The organism is Sphingomonas sp., from assembly GCF_050725575.1.
Lineage (GTDB): Bacteria > Pseudomonadota > Alphaproteobacteria > Sphingomonadales > Sphingomonadaceae > Sphingomonas.
In genome coordinates this window covers 45,550-60,812 of the sequence record NZ_JBOHHW010000018.1, presented here as the reverse complement: position 1 = coordinate 60,812, position 15,263 = coordinate 45,550, and the positions used below count along the sequence as shown (strand labels likewise).

24 protein-coding genes are annotated in these 15,263 nt (G+C 62.4%); 23 read left to right on the top strand and 1 reads right to left on the bottom strand.

Translation table 11 applies throughout. From position 1 onward, the window contains the following. Position 1: 1 nt before the first annotated feature. Positions 2-1,471 (bottom strand): glycerol-3-phosphate dehydrogenase, encoded by a 1,470-nt coding sequence (gene glpD, locus ACRECS_RS13915; RefSeq protein ID WP_431583550.1) that lies wholly within the window; start codon positions 1,469-1,471, stop codon positions 2-4. Between the two features lie 311 nt (positions 1,472-1,782). Here glpD and rpsL point away from each other — a divergent pair, with 311 nt between their 5' ends. The 23 genes from rpsL to rpsE all read left to right on the top strand — a co-directional run bounded on the left by rpsL (position 1,783) and on the right by rpsE (position 15,261). Further along, complete coding sequence (rpsL, locus tag ACRECS_RS13910) at positions 1,783-2,154, top strand: 30S ribosomal protein S12 (protein ID WP_019516007.1); 372 nt, start codon at positions 1,783-1,785, stop codon at positions 2,152-2,154. A 52-nt stretch (positions 2,155-2,206) separates the two neighbouring features. Next, the gene (gene rpsG / locus ACRECS_RS13905; protein ID WP_183108987.1) at positions 2,207-2,677 is read left to right on the top strand and encodes a 30S ribosomal protein S7; all 471 of its coding nucleotides are present in this window, start codon (positions 2,207-2,209) and stop codon (positions 2,675-2,677) included. A gap of 95 nt (positions 2,678-2,772) precedes the next feature. Beyond that, on the top strand, positions 2,773-4,848 hold the full coding sequence (gene fusA, locus ACRECS_RS13900) for an elongation factor G (protein ID WP_431583549.1): 2,076 nt from the start codon (positions 2,773-2,775) through the stop codon (positions 4,846-4,848). A gap of 77 nt (positions 4,849-4,925) precedes the next feature. After that, complete coding sequence (gene tuf / locus ACRECS_RS13895; protein WP_034161641.1) at positions 4,926-6,119, top strand: elongation factor Tu; 1,194 nt, start codon at positions 4,926-4,928, stop codon at positions 6,117-6,119. A gap of 121 nt (positions 6,120-6,240) precedes the next feature. Beyond that, the gene (gene rpsJ / locus ACRECS_RS13890; protein ID WP_034161642.1) at positions 6,241-6,552 is read left to right on the top strand and encodes a 30S ribosomal protein S10; all 312 of its coding nucleotides are present in this window, start codon (positions 6,241-6,243) and stop codon (positions 6,550-6,552) included. Positions 6,553-6,750: 198 nt separating this feature from the next. Then, positions 6,751-7,506, top strand: a complete 756-nt coding sequence (gene rplC / locus ACRECS_RS13885; protein WP_034161712.1) for a 50S ribosomal protein L3 — start codon at positions 6,751-6,753, stop codon at positions 7,504-7,506. Between the two features lie 2 nt (positions 7,507-7,508). Then, complete coding sequence (rplD, locus tag ACRECS_RS13880; RefSeq protein ID WP_431583548.1) at positions 7,509-8,138, top strand: 50S ribosomal protein L4; 630 nt, start codon at positions 7,509-7,511, stop codon at positions 8,136-8,138. Then, positions 8,131-8,451, top strand: coding sequence for a 50S ribosomal protein L23 (locus ACRECS_RS13875; RefSeq protein WP_431583547.1), 321 nt, complete (start codon positions 8,131-8,133; stop codon positions 8,449-8,451). The genes rplD and ACRECS_RS13875 overlap by 8 nt, the downstream gene beginning before the upstream one ends. Beyond that, complete coding sequence (gene rplB, locus ACRECS_RS13870) at positions 8,451-9,302, top strand: 50S ribosomal protein L2 (protein ID WP_431583546.1); 852 nt, start codon at positions 8,451-8,453, stop codon at positions 9,300-9,302. Before ACRECS_RS13875 ends, rplB begins: the two co-directional genes overlap by 1 nt. Before the next feature lie 4 nt (positions 9,303-9,306). Continuing rightward, positions 9,307-9,582: a 30S ribosomal protein S19 gene (gene rpsS / locus ACRECS_RS13865; protein WP_187760302.1), complete on the top strand. Its 276-nt coding sequence runs from the start codon at positions 9,307-9,309 to the stop codon at positions 9,580-9,582. After that, positions 9,582-9,965, top strand: a complete 384-nt coding sequence (gene rplV / locus ACRECS_RS13860) for a 50S ribosomal protein L22 (RefSeq protein WP_034161647.1) — start codon at positions 9,582-9,584, stop codon at positions 9,963-9,965. The genes rpsS and rplV overlap by 1 nt, the downstream gene beginning before the upstream one ends. After that, complete coding sequence (gene rpsC / locus ACRECS_RS13855; protein ID WP_187760301.1) at positions 9,965-10,660, top strand: 30S ribosomal protein S3; 696 nt, start codon at positions 9,965-9,967, stop codon at positions 10,658-10,660. Before rplV ends, rpsC begins: the two co-directional genes overlap by 1 nt. A gap of 12 nt (positions 10,661-10,672) precedes the next feature. After that, positions 10,673-11,107 carry a 50S ribosomal protein L16 gene (rplP, locus tag ACRECS_RS13850; RefSeq protein WP_431583545.1) on the top strand — a complete coding sequence of 145 codons (435 nt, stop codon included), beginning with the start codon at positions 10,673-10,675 and terminating at the stop codon, positions 11,105-11,107. Position 11,108: 1 nt separating this feature from the next. Next, positions 11,109-11,315, top strand: coding sequence for a 50S ribosomal protein L29 (gene rpmC, locus ACRECS_RS13845; protein WP_183108979.1), 207 nt, complete (start codon positions 11,109-11,111; stop codon positions 11,313-11,315). A gap of 11 nt (positions 11,316-11,326) precedes the next feature. Then, positions 11,327-11,599 carry a 30S ribosomal protein S17 gene (rpsQ, locus tag ACRECS_RS13840; RefSeq protein ID WP_034161651.1) on the top strand — a complete coding sequence of 91 codons (273 nt, stop codon included), beginning with the start codon at positions 11,327-11,329 and terminating at the stop codon, positions 11,597-11,599. 66 nt (positions 11,600-11,665) lie between these two features. Beyond that, a complete protein-coding gene (rplN, locus tag ACRECS_RS13835; protein ID WP_183108978.1) occupies positions 11,666-12,034 on the top strand; it encodes a 50S ribosomal protein L14 in 369 nt (122 codons plus the stop codon). Then, positions 12,034-12,351 (top strand): 50S ribosomal protein L24, encoded by a 318-nt coding sequence (rplX, locus tag ACRECS_RS13830; RefSeq protein ID WP_034161653.1) that lies wholly within the window; start codon positions 12,034-12,036, stop codon positions 12,349-12,351. The genes rplN and rplX overlap by 1 nt, the downstream gene beginning before the upstream one ends. Positions 12,352-12,373: 22 nt before the next feature. Continuing rightward, positions 12,374-12,934: a 50S ribosomal protein L5 gene (gene rplE, locus ACRECS_RS13825; protein ID WP_431583569.1), complete on the top strand. Its 561-nt coding sequence runs from the start codon at positions 12,374-12,376 to the stop codon at positions 12,932-12,934. Position 12,935: 1 nt separating this feature from the next. Then, complete coding sequence (gene rpsN / locus ACRECS_RS13820) at positions 12,936-13,241, top strand: 30S ribosomal protein S14 (protein WP_431583544.1); 306 nt, start codon at positions 12,936-12,938, stop codon at positions 13,239-13,241. A gap of 10 nt (positions 13,242-13,251) precedes the next feature. Continuing rightward, on the top strand, positions 13,252-13,647 hold the full coding sequence (gene rpsH, locus ACRECS_RS13815; RefSeq protein ID WP_034161656.1) for a 30S ribosomal protein S8: 396 nt from the start codon (positions 13,252-13,254) through the stop codon (positions 13,645-13,647). Then, on the top strand, positions 13,647-14,180 hold the full coding sequence (rplF, locus tag ACRECS_RS13810; RefSeq protein WP_187760299.1) for a 50S ribosomal protein L6: 534 nt from the start codon (positions 13,647-13,649) through the stop codon (positions 14,178-14,180). The genes rpsH and rplF overlap by 1 nt, the downstream gene beginning before the upstream one ends. Next, the gene (gene rplR / locus ACRECS_RS13805) at positions 14,180-14,539 is read left to right on the top strand and encodes a 50S ribosomal protein L18 (protein ID WP_431583543.1); all 360 of its coding nucleotides are present in this window, start codon (positions 14,180-14,182) and stop codon (positions 14,537-14,539) included. The genes rplF and rplR overlap by 1 nt, the downstream gene beginning before the upstream one ends. Before the next feature lie 2 nt (positions 14,540-14,541). Then, the gene (gene rpsE, locus ACRECS_RS13800) at positions 14,542-15,261 is read left to right on the top strand and encodes a 30S ribosomal protein S5 (protein ID WP_431583542.1); all 720 of its coding nucleotides are present in this window, start codon (positions 14,542-14,544) and stop codon (positions 15,259-15,261) included. Positions 15,262-15,263 lie beyond the last annotated feature (2 nt).

The following is a 15,263-nucleotide window of genomic DNA, read 5'->3' as shown; positions in this document are numbered from 1 at the left end:
TTCAACCTGGAAACGCGTTCGTCCACCATGTTGCGAAGCGCTGACGTTGTTCGGGCGTCAGATGCAGCGCCATCTTGCTCCGCCGCATCAATGCATCGTCGGGCGTTCGTGCCCATTCACGATCATGCATCCAGCGCGCCTCGACTTCAGTCAGGCCGCCGCCGAGATCCGCGCCCAGCCCGGCCTCATTTTCGATACCGGCGAGCATCTCGGCGAGCAGTTCGCCGTAAGCATGGGCCATCCGCGCCGATCGCGCCTCGCCGAGGAACGGCCAGCGTTTGCGAACGCTCGCCAGCAGCGCATCCCAGCCTTGCGCACCGGCACCGGGAAACAGACGGTCGCGGGTCACATGGCGCTCCCTGAACCCGAGCGGGTCGGCCAGCTTGCCCAAAGCTTCCTCGGCGAGATGGCGCGCGGTGGTGATCTTGCCGCCGAACACCGAAAGCAGGGCAGGGCCATGAGTGTCGAGCTCGAGCACATAGTCGCGCGTTACGGCCTTCGCCTCGCTCGCGCCGTCGTCGTAGAGCGGGCGCACGCCCGACCAGCTCGAGGTGACGTCGGCGGGCGCGATCTGGGCGATGAAATGGCGGTTCACGGCGTCGCAGAGATAGGCGATCTCGTCATCTGAAATGACTGCATCCTCCGGCCGGTCCACGGGAATGTCGGTGGTGCCGATTTCGGTAAAGCTGCCCTGATAGGGGATGGCGAAAACGATGCGCCGGTCGGGCTGTTGCAGCATATAGGCATGGTCGCCCTCGAACAGGCGCGGCACGACGATGTGGCTGCCCTTGACCAGCCGCACGTCCGACTTCGCATTGACGCCGAGTTGGCCCAGCATCTGGTGGACCCAGGGGCCGGCGGCGTTGACCAGCGCGCGCGCCGTGACGGTGCGACCATCGGACAGCGACGCCTGCCACAGATCGCCGTCGCGCCGTGCCGAGTCGAGCGTGGTGCGCACGGCGATCTCCGCGCCATTGTTGGCGGCATCCATCGCGTTGAGCATCGTGAAGCGCGAATCGTCGACGAACGCGTCGGAATAGACAAAGCCGCAGTCGCCACCCTGGAGCGGCGCGATATAGGCGGAGTCGCTCCTGCGCAGCCCGCGCGAGCGCGGCAGCGATATCCGGCCGCCGAGGAAGTCGTAGAGGTAGAGGCCGAGCCGGACCATCCACCACGGCCGCACGGCATTTTCCTGCGGCAGCACGAAGCGCATCGGGCGGATGATATGCGACGCTGCCTTGACCAGCCGTTCGCGTTCCCGGAGTGCCTCGGCGACCAGCTTGAAGTCGTAATATTCAAGATAGCGCAGCCCGCCATGGATCAGCTTGGTCGAGGCGGACGAGGTATGGGCGGCGAGATCGTCGCGCTCGACCAGCAGGACATTGAGCCCGAGCAGCGAGGCTTCACGCGCGATCGCGCAGCCGTTGATGCCGCCACCGATGATAAGGAGGTCGAAGGTCACCGTTGTCATATTCTCGCTCTTAGCCGTGCGCGCCGAGCTTGTCGAAGCGCTGTCCTGCTCTTGAAAGAAGAACGAGGCTGCGACAAGCTCGGCGCGAACCGAAAAAAAGCATGGGGTTGTGCGGCCACGGCGCCATTGACCACTCCCGAGTCGGCCTGTATAGGCGCCGCTGCCCCGGAGGACCTGGTCCCCCTGGGCTGCTTGAACATTGCTGGATGCATTCCAGGGCCAAGGAAGGCGATATGCTTTCCGATGGTCCTTTTTGTATTCTTAGGCGCTTCGGCTCCAGCAAAGTAACCATTTGAAAGGTGAAGGCTTCAATGCCGACGATTAACCAGCTGGTCCGCAAGGGCCGCGATCCGCAGAAGGCCAAGTCCAAGGTCCCTGCAATGGAGCAGAACCCGCAGAAGCGCGGCGTTTGCACCCGTGTCTACACCACCACCCCGAAAAAGCCGAACTCGGCATTGCGCAAGGTTGCCAAGGTCCGCCTGACCAACCAGCGCGAAGTCATCAGCTATATCCCGGGTGAAGGCCACAACCTGCAGGAGCACTCGGTCGTGCTGATTCGCGGCGGTCGTGTTCGCGATCTTCCCGGTGTTCGCTACCATGTGCTGCGCGGTGTGCTCGACACACAGGGCGTGAAGGATCGCCGCCAGTCGCGTTCCAAGTACGGCGCTAAGCGTCCGAAGTAAGCCGGTCGGCTCAAGTCCGATCACCAAGGCTGAAGTTTAGAAGGAAATTGAAATGGCACGTCGTCGTCGCCCAGAAAAGCGTATCATCCTGCCTGATCCCAAATATGGTGATGAGGTTCTGTCCAAGTTCATGAATTCGGTCATGCTGGACGGCAAGAAGTCCGTCGCCGAGCTCATCGTCTATGGCGCGTTCGAAACCGTCGAGCAGCGTGCGAAGAAGGACCCGCTCAGCGTGTTCCATGACGCGCTCGCCAATGTGAAGCCGGGCATCGAAGTCCGCAGCCGCCGCGTCGGTGGTGCGACCTATCAGGTCCCGGTCGAAGTGCGCCCCGAGCGCGCTCAGGCACTGGCGATCCGCTGGCTGATCAATGCGGCACGCGCGCGCAGCGAGCACACGATGGCCGCACGGCTGTCGGGCGAGCTGATGGATGCGGCGAACAATCGCGGCAACGCGGTCAAGAAGCGTGAAGACACGCATCGCATGGCCGAAGCCAACCGCGCGTTCTCGCACTACCGCTGGTAACCTCCGTTGCCGGTCTTTTGCCGGTAACACCGACTACCTATATCGGGCGGGCCGGGGCGTAAGTCCCGGCTCCTCCACATTCCAAGGAACCGATCATGGCCCGCAGCCATCCGCTCTCGATGTATCGCAATATCGGCATCATGGCTCACATCGATGCCGGCAAGACGACGACAACCGAGCGCATCCTCTATTACACCGGCAAGTCCTATAAGATCGGCGAAGTGCATGAAGGCACCGCGACGATGGACTGGATGGAGCAGGAGCAGGAGCGCGGGATCACGATCACGTCTGCGGCCACCACCTGTTTTTGGAACGACCACCGCATCAACATCATCGACACCCCCGGGCACGTCGACTTCACGATTGAAGTCGAGCGTTCGCTGCGCGTGCTCGACGGTGCGGTTGCATGCTTCGACGGCGTTGCCGGCGTTGAGCCGCAGTCCGAGACGGTGTGGCGTCAGGCCGAGAAGTATCACGTGCCGCGCATGTGCTTCATCAACAAGCTCGACCGCACCGGTGCGAACTTCAACATGTGCGTGCAGATGATCAAGGATCGTCTGGGTGCGCGTCCGGCGGTGCTGTATCTGCCGATCGGCCTGGAGAGCGATTTCAAGGGCCTGGTCGACCTGGTCGAGAACCGGGCGATCATCTGGCTCGAAGAGTCGCTGGGCGCGAAGTTCGAATATCGCGACATTCCCGCCGACCTGGCCGATGCCGCCGCGACTGCTCGTTCCGAGCTGATCGAGATGGCCGTCGAGCAGGACGACGACATCATGGAAGCGTATCTCGAAGGCAATGAGCCCGACGTTGCGACCCTGAAGAAGCTGATCCGCAAGGGCACGTTGAACTTCTCGTTCGTGCCGGTGCTGTGCGGCTCCGCGTTCAAAAACAAGGGCGTGCAGCCCCTGCTCGACGGCGTGGTCGACTATCTGCCGTCGCCGCTGGACATCAAGGACGTCGAAGGGCTCAAGCTCGACGGCGAAACCCCCGACACGCGTCCGCCGGAAGACGATGCGCCGTTCTCGGCGCTGGCGTTCAAGATCATGAACGATCCGTTCGTCGGCACACTGACCTTTGCGCGCATCTATTCGGGCAAGCTCGAAACCGCGTCGCAGGTGATGAACTCGGTCAAGGACAAGAAGGAAAAGGTCGGCCGCATGCTGCTCATGCATGCCAATGACCGCGAGGACATCCAGGTGGCCTATGCCGGCGACATCGTCGCTTTGGCAGGTCTGAAGGACACGACGACCGGTGACACGCTGTGCGCCATCAACGCGCCGATCATCCTTGAGCGGATGGAATTCCCGGACCCCGTCATCGAGGTCGCGGTGGAGCCGAAGACTAAGGCCGACCAGGAGAAGATGGGCATCGCGCTCAACCGCCTCGCCCGCGAGGATCCGTCCTTCCGCGTGACCTCCGACGTCGAGAGCGGCCAGACCATCATCAAGGGCATGGGCGAGCTCCATCTCGAGATCCTGGTCGATCGCATGAAGCGCGAGTTCAAGGTCGAGGCGAATGTCGGTGCGCCGCAGGTGGCGTATCGCGAGTATCTCGCGAAGCCGATCGAAATGTCCTACACCCACAAGAAGCAGTCGGGTGGTTCGGGTCAGTTCGCTGAGGTCAAGATCAAGGTCATCCCGGGCGAGCGTGGCTCAGGCTACCAGTTCTTCGACGAGATCAAGGGCGGCAACGTCCCGAAGGAATATATCCCTTCGGTCGAAAAGGGTATGCGCGAAACGGCGGAAACCGGCTCGCTGATCGGCTTCCCGATCATCGATTTCGAGGTCCATCTGATCGACGGTAAATACCATGACGTCGATTCGTCGGCGCTGGCATTCGAAATCTGCGCGCGTGGCGCGATGCGTGAAGCGGCCCAGAAGGCCGGCATCAAGCTGCTCGAGCCGATCATGAAGGTCGAGGTCGTGACGCCCGAGGATTATCTCGGCGACGTGATCGGCGATCTGAACAGCCGTCGTGGCCAGATCCAGGGCACCGACAGCCGCGGCAACGCGACTGCGGTGGAGGCGATCGTGCCGTTGGCGAACATGTTCGGCTATGTGAACCAGCTCCGCTCGTTCAGCCAGGGCCGTGCACAATACACGATGCAGTTCTCGCATTATGACGAAGTGCCCGCGAATGTTGCCGAAGAAGTGAAGGCTAAGCTGGCGTAACTTGAAATAGGTCGTTAAGGGGCCGCGTTCGCGTGGCGCCCAGAAGGCCGCGAATCTGATTCTAGAAGGTAGGAAAAATGGCGAAAGCAAAGTTCGAGCGGACCAAGCCGCATCTCAACATCGGCACGATCGGCCATGTCGATCACGGCAAGACGTCGCTGACGGCTGCGATCACCAAGGTGCTCGCTGAAACCGGCGGTGCCACGTTCACCAGCTACGCGAACATCGACAAGGCTCCCGAAGAGCGCGAGCGCGGCATCACCATCTCGACCGCACACGTCGAGTATGAGACGACCGCACGTCACTATGCGCACGTCGATTGCCCGGGCCACGCCGATTATGTGAAGAACATGATCACCGGTGCGGCGCAGATGGACGGCGCGATCTTGGTCGTTTCGGCGACCGACGGCCCTATGCCACAGACTCGCGAGCACATCCTGCTCGCTCGTCAGGTCGGCGTGCCGACGATGGTCGTGTTCATGAACAAGGTCGATCTGGTCGACGACGAGGAAATCCTCGAGCTGGTCGAGATGGAAATCCGCGAGCTGCTCTCGAAGTATGATTTCGACGGCGACAACATCCCGGTCATCCGTGGCTCGGCTGTTGCGGCACTCGAAGACAAGACCCCCGAGATAGGCCATGACGCCGTCCTCAAGCTGATGGCAGCGGTTGATGAATATCTGCCGCAGCCCGAGCGCCCGCTCGACAAGCCGTTCATGATGCCGATCGAAGACGTGTTCTCGATCTCGGGTCGTGGGACGGTCGTCACTGGCCGCGTCGAAACCGGCGTTGTGAAGGTCGGCGAGGAAGTCGAAATCGTCGGCATCCACCCGGAAGTCCGCAAGACCGTCGTGACCGGCGTCGAAATGTTCCGCAAGCTGCTCGACCAGGGCCAGGCTGGCGATAACGTCGGCGCGCTGATCCGTGGCGTTGCGCGCGACGAAGTCGAGCGTGGCCAGGTTCTCTGCAAGCCGGGCTCGATCAAGCCGCACACCGACTTCCAGTCGGAAGTGTATGTGCTGTCGAAGGACGAAGGTGGCCGTCACACGCCGTTCTTCGCCAACTATCGTCCGCAGTTCTACTTCCGTACCACGGACGTGACCGGCACCGTCGAGCTGCCTGAGGGTACCGAAATGGTCATGCCGGGCGACAACATCGCACTGGGCGTCAAGCTCATTGCACCGATCGCGATGGACGTTGGTCAGCGCTTCACGATCCGTGAAGGTGGCCGGACCGTCGGTTCGGGTATTGTCAGCGGCATCTCGAAGTAATATAGACGCGCCTTCGCCCGATTCTCTGTCTTCGTGACAGGGAGTCGGGCGATTGCTATTTTCGTGAACAACCAAAGAGTTGCCGTCAGGCAACCCGCTCTTTCGCATCGGTAGGGATTAAATGGAAACGCAGAATATCCGTATTCGTCTGAAGGCATTCGATCATCGTGTGCTCGATCAGGCGACCGGCGACATCGCCGACACGGCGCGCCGCACCGGCGCCCTTATTCGCGGTCCGATCCCTTTGCCGACGCGTATCGAGAAGTTCACGGTCAACCGCGGACCGCACATCGACAAGAAGTCGCGTGAGCAGTTCGAGGTCCGCACCTACAAGCGGATGCTGGACATTGTTCAGCCGACCCCGCAGACGGTAGACGCGCTGATGAAGCTCGATCTCGCCGCGGGTGTAGACGTGGAGATCAAGCTGGCCTAAAGGCCGCTGCTCCACACGAGATTCGGTTCCGCTTCGGCGGCACTTGATAAGGGATACCGCCGGGCTTGCCCGGGTCTGCGTCCCCCGTCACGTTTCCTCACGGAAACACCAGCCCGGGACGGGGCACGTACAAAATCGCTGGGCTGACACGCACGTCGGAAATCGTTCCGGCGTGCCTCTGTAATAAGGAGCATGATCATGCGCACGGGCGTGATCGCGAAGAAAATGGGGATGACCCGCTTGTTCAAGGATGATGGGCGCCATGTGCCCGTCACCGTTCTTGCACTTGAGGGCAACCAGGTTGTGGCCGTTCGCGAGGCCGATCGTGATGGGTATGTTGCCGTCCAGCTGGGCGCCGGCGTTGCCAAAGCGAAAAACGTTTCCAAGCCGCAGCGCGGCCACTTCGGCAAAGCCGAAGTCGAGCCCAAGGCGAAGCTTGCAGAATTCCGCGTGTCCGAGGACGCCGTGCTTGCAGTGGGCGCCGAGATTTCGGCTGACCATTATGTTGCCGGCCAGATTGTCGACATTCAGGGCGTGACCCAGGGTAAGGGTTTCCAGGGCGGCATGAAGCGCTGGGGCTTCGGCGGTCTGCGCGCCACTCACGGCGTCTCCGTCTCGCACCGTTCACTCGGTTCGACCGGTCAGCGCCAGGATCCGGGCAAGGTCTTCAAGAACAAGAAGATGGCCGGTCACATGGGTGACAAGAACCGCACCCAGCAAAATCTCGAAATCGTATCGACCGACGTCGAGCGCGGCCTGATCTTCGTCAAGGGCTCGGTGCCCGGCTCGAAGGGCGGCTGGCTGCTCGTCAAGGACTCGGTCAAGGTCGCGCGTCACGCCGATGCGCCGTACCCTGCAGGTCTGAAGGCCGCCGCGAACAGCAACAACGCTCCCGCTGAAACGCCCGCTGAGGATGTTCCGGCCGTGGAAGCGACCGAAGGCCAGGAGGGCTGAACATGAAGGTCAAGATTCAGTCCTTCGACGCCAAGGCGAAAGCTTCGGACATCGAGCTCAACGATGAGGTCTTCGGCCTCGATCCCCGGCCCGATATCCTGCACCGCGTCGTCACCTGGCAGCTCGAAAAGCGCCGCGCCACCGCGCGTGGCACTCGTGAGCGCGCCGATGTCGCCCGCACGGGCAAGAAGTTCGGTCGCCAGAAGGGCGGCGGTACTGCTCGTCACGGCGATCGCCGCGCCCCGATCTTCGTCGGTGGTGGTAAGGCTCACGGCGCCCGCGTCCGTGACTTCAATCCATCGCTCAACAAGAAGATCCGCGCACTCGGCCTGAAGATGGCACTCTCGACCCACGCTCAGGCGGGTTCGCTGGTGGTCATGGACAGCCTGGCGGTTGCGGAGAGCAAGACCAAGACGCTGATCGCGGATTGGGCCAAGCTCGGCCTCGGCAAGACTGCGCTCGTCATTGACGGCGATGCAGTCGATAACAGCTTCGCGCTGGCCGCGGGCAATCTTCACACGATCAACGTGATGCCGGCCGCCGGCGCCAACGTTTACGACATCCTGAAGCACGACACGCTGGTCCTGACCCGCGCTGCCGTCGAAAAGCTGGAGGCGCGCTTCAATGGCTAAGAAGCAGAAGGCGGACATCGATCTGCGTCATTACGACGTGATCGTTGCTCCCCACATCACCGAGAAGGCGACCTTGCTCAGCGAGAACAACGCCGTCGTGTTTCGCGTTGCTAACGATGCGACCAAGCCCGAGATCAAAGCTGCCGTCGAGGCGCTGTTCTCGGTCAAGGTGCTGGGCGTGAACACGATCGTCCAGAAGGGCAAGACCAAGAAGTGGAAGGGCGTGCCCTACACTAAGTCGGACATCAAAAAGGCGATCGTTACGCTGGCTGACGGCCAGTCGATCGACGTGACCCAGGGGGTTAGCGCGTAATGGCTCTCAAACATTATAACCCGACCAGCCCGGCACGACGCGGTCTTATCCTCGTCGACCGCAGCGGTCTGCACAAGGGCGGCCCGATCAAGGCGCTGACCGAAGGCAAGCGCAAGACTGGCGGCCGCAACAACAAGGGCCATGTGACCTCGCGCGGTATCGCCGGCGGTCACAAGCAGCGCTATCGCATCATCGATTTCAAGCGTCGCAAGTGGGACGTCGAAGGCATTGTGCAGCGGATCGAATATGATCCCAACCGCACCGCCTTCATCGCGCTCATCAGCTACGGCACCGATGATGCAGGCAAGGAAGATGTCGCTTACATCATCGCACCGCAGCGCCTCGGCGTCGGCGACAAGGTGATCGCGGCGAAGAAGACCGACGTGAAGCCCGGCAACGCGATGGAACTGGGTCAGATGCCGGTCGGCACGATCGTCCACAACGTCGAGATGAAGCCCGGCAAGGGTGGCCAGATCGCTCGTTCGGCCGGCACCTATGTGCAGGTCGTCGGTCGCGACAAGGGCATGGTGATGGTTCGCCTCAATTCGGGCGAGCAGCGCTATATCCACTCGAACTGCATGGCGACCGTCGGTGCGGTGTCCAACCCGGACAACGGCAACACCAACCTTGCCAAGGCCGGCCGCAATCGCTGGCTCGGCAAGCGCCCGCTGACTCGCGGCGTCGCCAAGAACCCGGTCGACCATCCGCACGGCGGTGGTGAAGGCCGGACCTCGGGCGGCCGTCATCCGGTTACGCCTTGGGGCAAGCCGACCAAGGGTGCGCGCACCCGTCACAACAAGTCGACCGACAAGATGATCATCCGGTCGCGTCACGCCAAGAAGAAGGGCTAACGCCATGGCTCGTTCCGTCTGGAAGGGTCCGTTCGTGGACCTCCATCTGCTGAAAAAGGCAGAAACCGCGCAGGAAGCCAATTCGCGCGCGCCGATCAAGACCTGGTCGCGTCGCTCGACGATCCTGCCGCAGTTCGTGGGCCTGACCTTCACCGTTTATAACGGTCGCAAGTTCGTGCCCGTCTCGGTCAACGAGGACATGGTTGGGATGAAGCTCGGCGAATTCGCGCCGACGCGCTACTTCCCCGGCCACGCCGCCGACAAGAAGGGCAAGCGCTGATGTCGAAGCCGAAATCCCCCCGCAAGGTCGGTGAGAAGGAAGCTCTCTCGGTCGGGACGCAGATTCGCGGCTCGGCTCAGAAGCTCGGTCTCGTCGCTGCGCTGATCCGCAACAAGCCGGTCGGCGACGCGATGAACATCCTCGCTTTCTCGACCCGTGCGATGGCCGTTGACGCTCGCAAGGTGCTCGCTTCAGCGATCGCCAATGCCGAGAACAACCACAATCTCGATGTCGATGCGCTGGTCGTATCGGAAGCGAGTGTTGGCAAGTCGATCGTCATGAAGCGGTTCGCCACGCGCGGTCGCGGTAAGTCGACGCGCATCCTGAAGCCCTTCAGCCGCCTGCGCATCGTCGTTCGCGAACAGCAAGAAGAAGAAGCCTAATGGGTCAGAAAAGCAATCCGATCGGGCTTCGGCTTCAGATCAACCGCACCTGGGACAGCCGCTGGTACGCGGAGGGCGCCGATTATGGCCGCCTTCTCCTCGAAGATCTCAAGATGCGCGCCTACATCATGAAGACGCTGCCCCAGGCCGCGATCTCCAAGGTGGTGATCGAGCGTCCGGCCAAGCTGTGCCGCGTGTCCATCTTCGCTGCACGCCCCGGCGTGATCATCGGCAAGAAGGGCGCGGACATCGAAAAGCTGCGCAAGACGCTCGGCAAGATGACCAGCTCTGACGTGTCGCTGAACATCGTCGAGATCCGCAAGCCGGAAGTCGATTCGAAGCTCGTCGCACAGGGTATCGCTGATCAGCTCGAGCGTCGTATCGCATTCCGCCGCGCCATGAAGCGTGCGGTGCAGTCGGCCATGCGTCTTGGTGCCGAAGGCATCCGGATCAATTGCGGCGGCCGTCTCGGCGGCGCCGAAATCGCACGGTCGGAATGGTATCGTGAAGGCCGCGTTCCGCTGCACACGCTGCGCGCGAACGTCGACTATGCCGAAGCGACGGCACACACCGCCTACGGCGTGTGCGGCGTGAAGGTGTGGATCTTCAAGGGCGAAATCCTCGGCCATGACCCGATGGCGACCGACCGGATCATGATGGAGGCTCAAACCTCCGGCGTGCGTCCGGCGCGCTAAGGAACATTTGACATGTTGCAACCGAAGAAGACCAAATTCCGCAAGGCGTTCAAGGGCCGGATCCACGGCGATGCGAAGGGCGGCACCACGCTGAACTTCGGCTCGTACGGGTTGAAGGCAATGGAGCCGGACCGGATCACCGCACGCCAGATCGAGGCGGCTCGCCGCGCGATCACGCGTCACATCAAGCGCCAGGGGCGTTTGTGGATCCGCATTTTCCCGGACGTGCCGGTCACGTCGAAGCCGGCCGAAGTCCGCATGGGCAAGGGCAAGGGTTCGCCTGAATATTGGGCAGCACGGGTCAAGCCCGGCCGCATCCTGTTCGAGCTGGACGGGGTTCCCGGCGACATTGCAGCGGTGGCGTTCAGCCGCGCGGCGATGAAGCTGCCGATCAAGGTAAAGGTCGTTGCCCGTCTCGGCGACACCTCGCACCTGGGAGTTGCATAAGATGGCTCGCATCGACGATTTGAAGGCGAAGACCGAGGACCAGCTGGGCGAAGAGCTCGGCAACCTGAAGCGCGAGGCGTTCAACCTCCGTTTCCAGGCCGCGACCAACCAGCTCGAAAAGCCGAGCCGGGTTCGTGAAGTCCGCCGCGACATCGCTCGCATCAAGACCCTGCAGACCGCGCGTTCGCGCGACGCTGCGGCTAAGTAAGGAACGATATCATGCCGAAGCGCGTGCTGACGGGGCTGATCGTCTCGGACAAGGGCGACAAGACGGTGGTCGTGAACGTGGAACGCAAGGTTAAGCATGCGCTCTACGGCAAGATCATCCGCCGTTCGAAGAAGTACCACGCCCATGATGAGGCGAACGAGTTCAAGCAGGGTGAAACCGTGCGGATCGAAGAGACCGCACCGATCTCCAAGCTGAAGACCTGGAAGGTGATCGATCGGGTTAACACCCATGCGACGCCGGAGCGGGTCGACGTCGACGCGTAAAGCGTCGCCATTGTTTTAGGCGGGGTCCGGTCGGAATCGGCCCCAGAGTGAGAAGGAACCGGATCGATGATCCAGATGCAGTCCAATCTCGAGGTCGCTGACAACAGCGGCGCGAAGCGGGTGCAGTGCATCAAGGTGCTTGGCGGGTCCAAGCGCCGCACCGCAGGCGTAGGCGACATCATCGTCGTCAGCGTCAAGGAAGCAGCCCCCCGTGGCCGCGTGAAGAAGGGCGACGTGCACCGTGCCGTCATCGTGCGCACGGCGAAGGACATTCGCCGCGCCGATGGCTCGGTGATCCGCTTCGACGGTAACGCAGCCGTGCTGGTCAACAAGAATGAGGAGCCGATCGGCACCCGTATCTTTGGCCCAGTGGTGCGCGAGCTCCGCGGCAAGAAGCACATGAAGATCATCAGCCTGGCGCCGGAGGTTCTGTAATGGCCGCAGCGAAGATCAAGAAGGGTGACCGCGTCATCGTCCTGTCCGGCAAGGACAAGGGCAAGACCGGTGAAGTGACCCAGGCCCTGCCGCGTGACGGCAAGGTTATCGTGTCGGGCGTGAATGTCGCGATCCGCCACACCAAGCCGAGCCAGGGCGACCCGCAGGGTGGCCTGGTCCGTTCGGAAGCGCCGCTGCATGTCTCGAAGGTTGCTCATGTGACCGCTGACGGCAAGCCGACGCGCGTCCGGTTCGAAACCCAGGACGGAAAGAAGGTCCGCGTGGCCGTCAAGACCGGGGAGAAGATCAGTGGCTGAAGCCGCCAATACCAAGCCGCGCATGCGGCAGATCTATGACGACAAGATCGTCAAGGCGATGACCGAGAAGTTCGGTTACAAGAACGCGATGGAGGTCCCGCGCCTCGACAAGATCGTCCTGAACATGGGCGTTGGCGAAGCGACGCAGGACAAGAAGAAGGTCGAGCAGGCCGCTGGCGAAATGGAGCTGATCGCAGGTCAGAAGCCCGTCGTCACCAAGGCGAAGAAGTCGATCGCGCAGTTCAAGCTGCGTGAGGGCATGCCGATCGGCGTGAAGGTCACCCTTCGTCGTGAGCGCATGTATGAGTTTCTCGACCGCTTCATCACGATCGCGCTTCCTCGCGTTCGCGATTTCCGTGGCCTGAACCCCAAGAGCTTTGATGGACGCGGCAACTATGCCTGCGGCCTGAAGGAGCAGCTGGTGTTCCCGGAAATCAACTATGACCGGATCGACAAGGTGCGCGGCATGGACGTGATTGTCACCACCACCGCCCGGACCGACGATGAAGCGCGCGAGCTGCTTCGCCTGTTCGGTTTCCCGTTCCCGCTGGAAGCGGCTGACGACGAAAAGAAGGCAGCGTAAGATGGCTAAAGTCAGTTCTGTAAACAAGAACGAGCGCCGCAAGCGGATGGTGAAGAAGTACGCCCCCGCTTATGCGAAGCTGAAGGCGATTGCGGGTGACGAGTCGCTTGACGATGGCGAGCGTCTGATCGCCCGCCTGAAGATGGCGCAGATTCCGCGTAACGGTAACCCGACCCGCGTTCGCAACCGTTGCGAAACCACCGGGCGCCCGCGCGCTTATTATCGCAAGTTCCGTCTCTGCCGTATTCAGCTGCGCGATCTGGCCAACAAGGGCCTCATCCCCGGCGTTACGAAGTCGAGCTGGTAAGGATCACGAGATGGCATTGACCGATCCCCTGGGTGATATGCTCACCCGCATCCGTAACGGCCAGCGCGCGCGCAAGGACTCTGTCCTTTCGCCGGCGTCGAAGCTGCGCGCTCGCGTGCTCGACGTGCTTCAGCGCGAAGGCTATATCCGCGGATATTCCGAAGAAGAGATGGGCCCAGCAAAGGGCATCCGTATCGAGCTTAAGTATTTCGAGGGCCAGCCCGCGATCAAGCACGTTGCGCGCGTCTCGAAGCCTGGCCGCCGCGTCTATTCGGGTTCGCAGGATCTGCCCCGCGTGATGAACGGCCTGGGCATCACGATCGTCTCGACGCCGCGCGGCGTTCTGTCCGACGCCGAAGCGCGTGAGCAGAATGTCGGTGGCGAAGTGCTGGCGGAGGTATTCTGATGAGCCGCATCGGTAAAAAGCCGATCACGATCCCAAGCGGTACCACCGCGACGATCGAGGGTCAGCAGCTCAGCGTGAAGGGCCCCAAGGGCACCCTCGCAATGCCGCTGCGCGAAGAGATCAGCTACACGCTCGAAGACGGCGGCATCTCGGTGCAGCCGGCCAATGCGACCAAGCGCGCTCGCGCGTTCTGGGGCATGCAGCGCACGCTGGTTCAGAACCTCGTCACGGGCGTGTCGGAAGGCTTCACCAAGAAGCTGCTGATCAACGGCGTCGGCTACCGCGCCGCCGCTTCGGGTCGCACGCTCAACCTGAAGCTCGGCTACAGCCACGACGTCAACATCGACGTGCCGGAAGGCATCGAGGTGAAGACGCCGGACAACACGACGGTTGAGATCTCGGGTTCGGATAAGCAGAAGGTCGGCCAGCTGGCCGCCGAAATTCGCCAGTGGCGCAAGCCTGAGCCGTACAAGGGCAAGGGCATCAAGTACGACGGCGAGTTCATCTTCCGCAAGGAAGGGAAAAAGAAGTAATGAGCACCAAAGGTCTCTCCCTTTTCGCGAAGCGCCGTCTTCGCAACCGTACCGCGCTGCGTGGTCGTGCCGCTGGCCGTCCCCGTCTCTCGGTGCATCGTTCGGGCAAGCATATCTATGCCCAGATCATCGACGACGCAGCGGGCAAGACGCTCGCTTCGGCATCGACGCTGGAAAAGGACGTGCGCGGCACGTCCGGCGCGAACATCGACGCGGCGAGCTCGGTCGGCACGCGGGTGGCAGAAGCAGCCAAGGCAGCGGGCGTGACCAAGGTCGTGTTCGATCGCGGTGGCTTCCTGTTCCACGGTCGAGTCAAGGCGCTGGCGCAGGCCGCGCGTGAAGCCGGATTGGAGTTCTAAGAATGGCTGACGAAATCATCCCGACCGAAGCCGCTGCATCGCCCGAGGGCGCACCGCAGGACGCTCCTGGTCGTGGCCCGCGTGGCGGCCGTGGTCGTGGCGGCCCCGGTGGCGGCGGTCAGAACCGTGGTGGTCGTGACAATCGCGGTGGTCGTGACAATCGTCGCGGCGCACCCGGTGGCGACGATGGCGGCGAAGAGCTGATCGAGAAGCTGGTCCACATCAACCGCGTCTCGAAGACGGTGAAGGGCGGCAAGCGCTTCGGCTTTGCGGCACTGGTCGTCGTCGGTGACGGCAAGGGCCGGGTCGGCTTCGGTCACGGCAAGGCGCGCGAAGTGCCGGAAGCCATCTCCAAGGCGACTGCCGCCGCGAAGAAGGCTATGGTTCGCGTTCCGCTGCGTGACGGCCGTACGCTGCATCATGACGGCAAGGGTCATTTCGGTGCCGGCCTCGTGACCGTGCGCTCGGCACCGCAGGGGACCGGCATCATCGCCGGCGGCCCAATGCGCGCCGTGTTCGAATCGCTCGGCGTTGCCGATGTGGTGACCAAGTCGGTCGGCACGTCCAACCCGTACAACATGATCCGTGCGACCTTCGAAGCGCTGACCTCGCAGGTCTCGCCCAAGTCGGTCGCGCAGCGTCGCGGCAAGAAGATCGCCGACCTGCTCGGCCGTGGTGGCTCGCAGGCCGCCGAGGCTGAAGCCGCAGCGATCGCGGAGTAAGA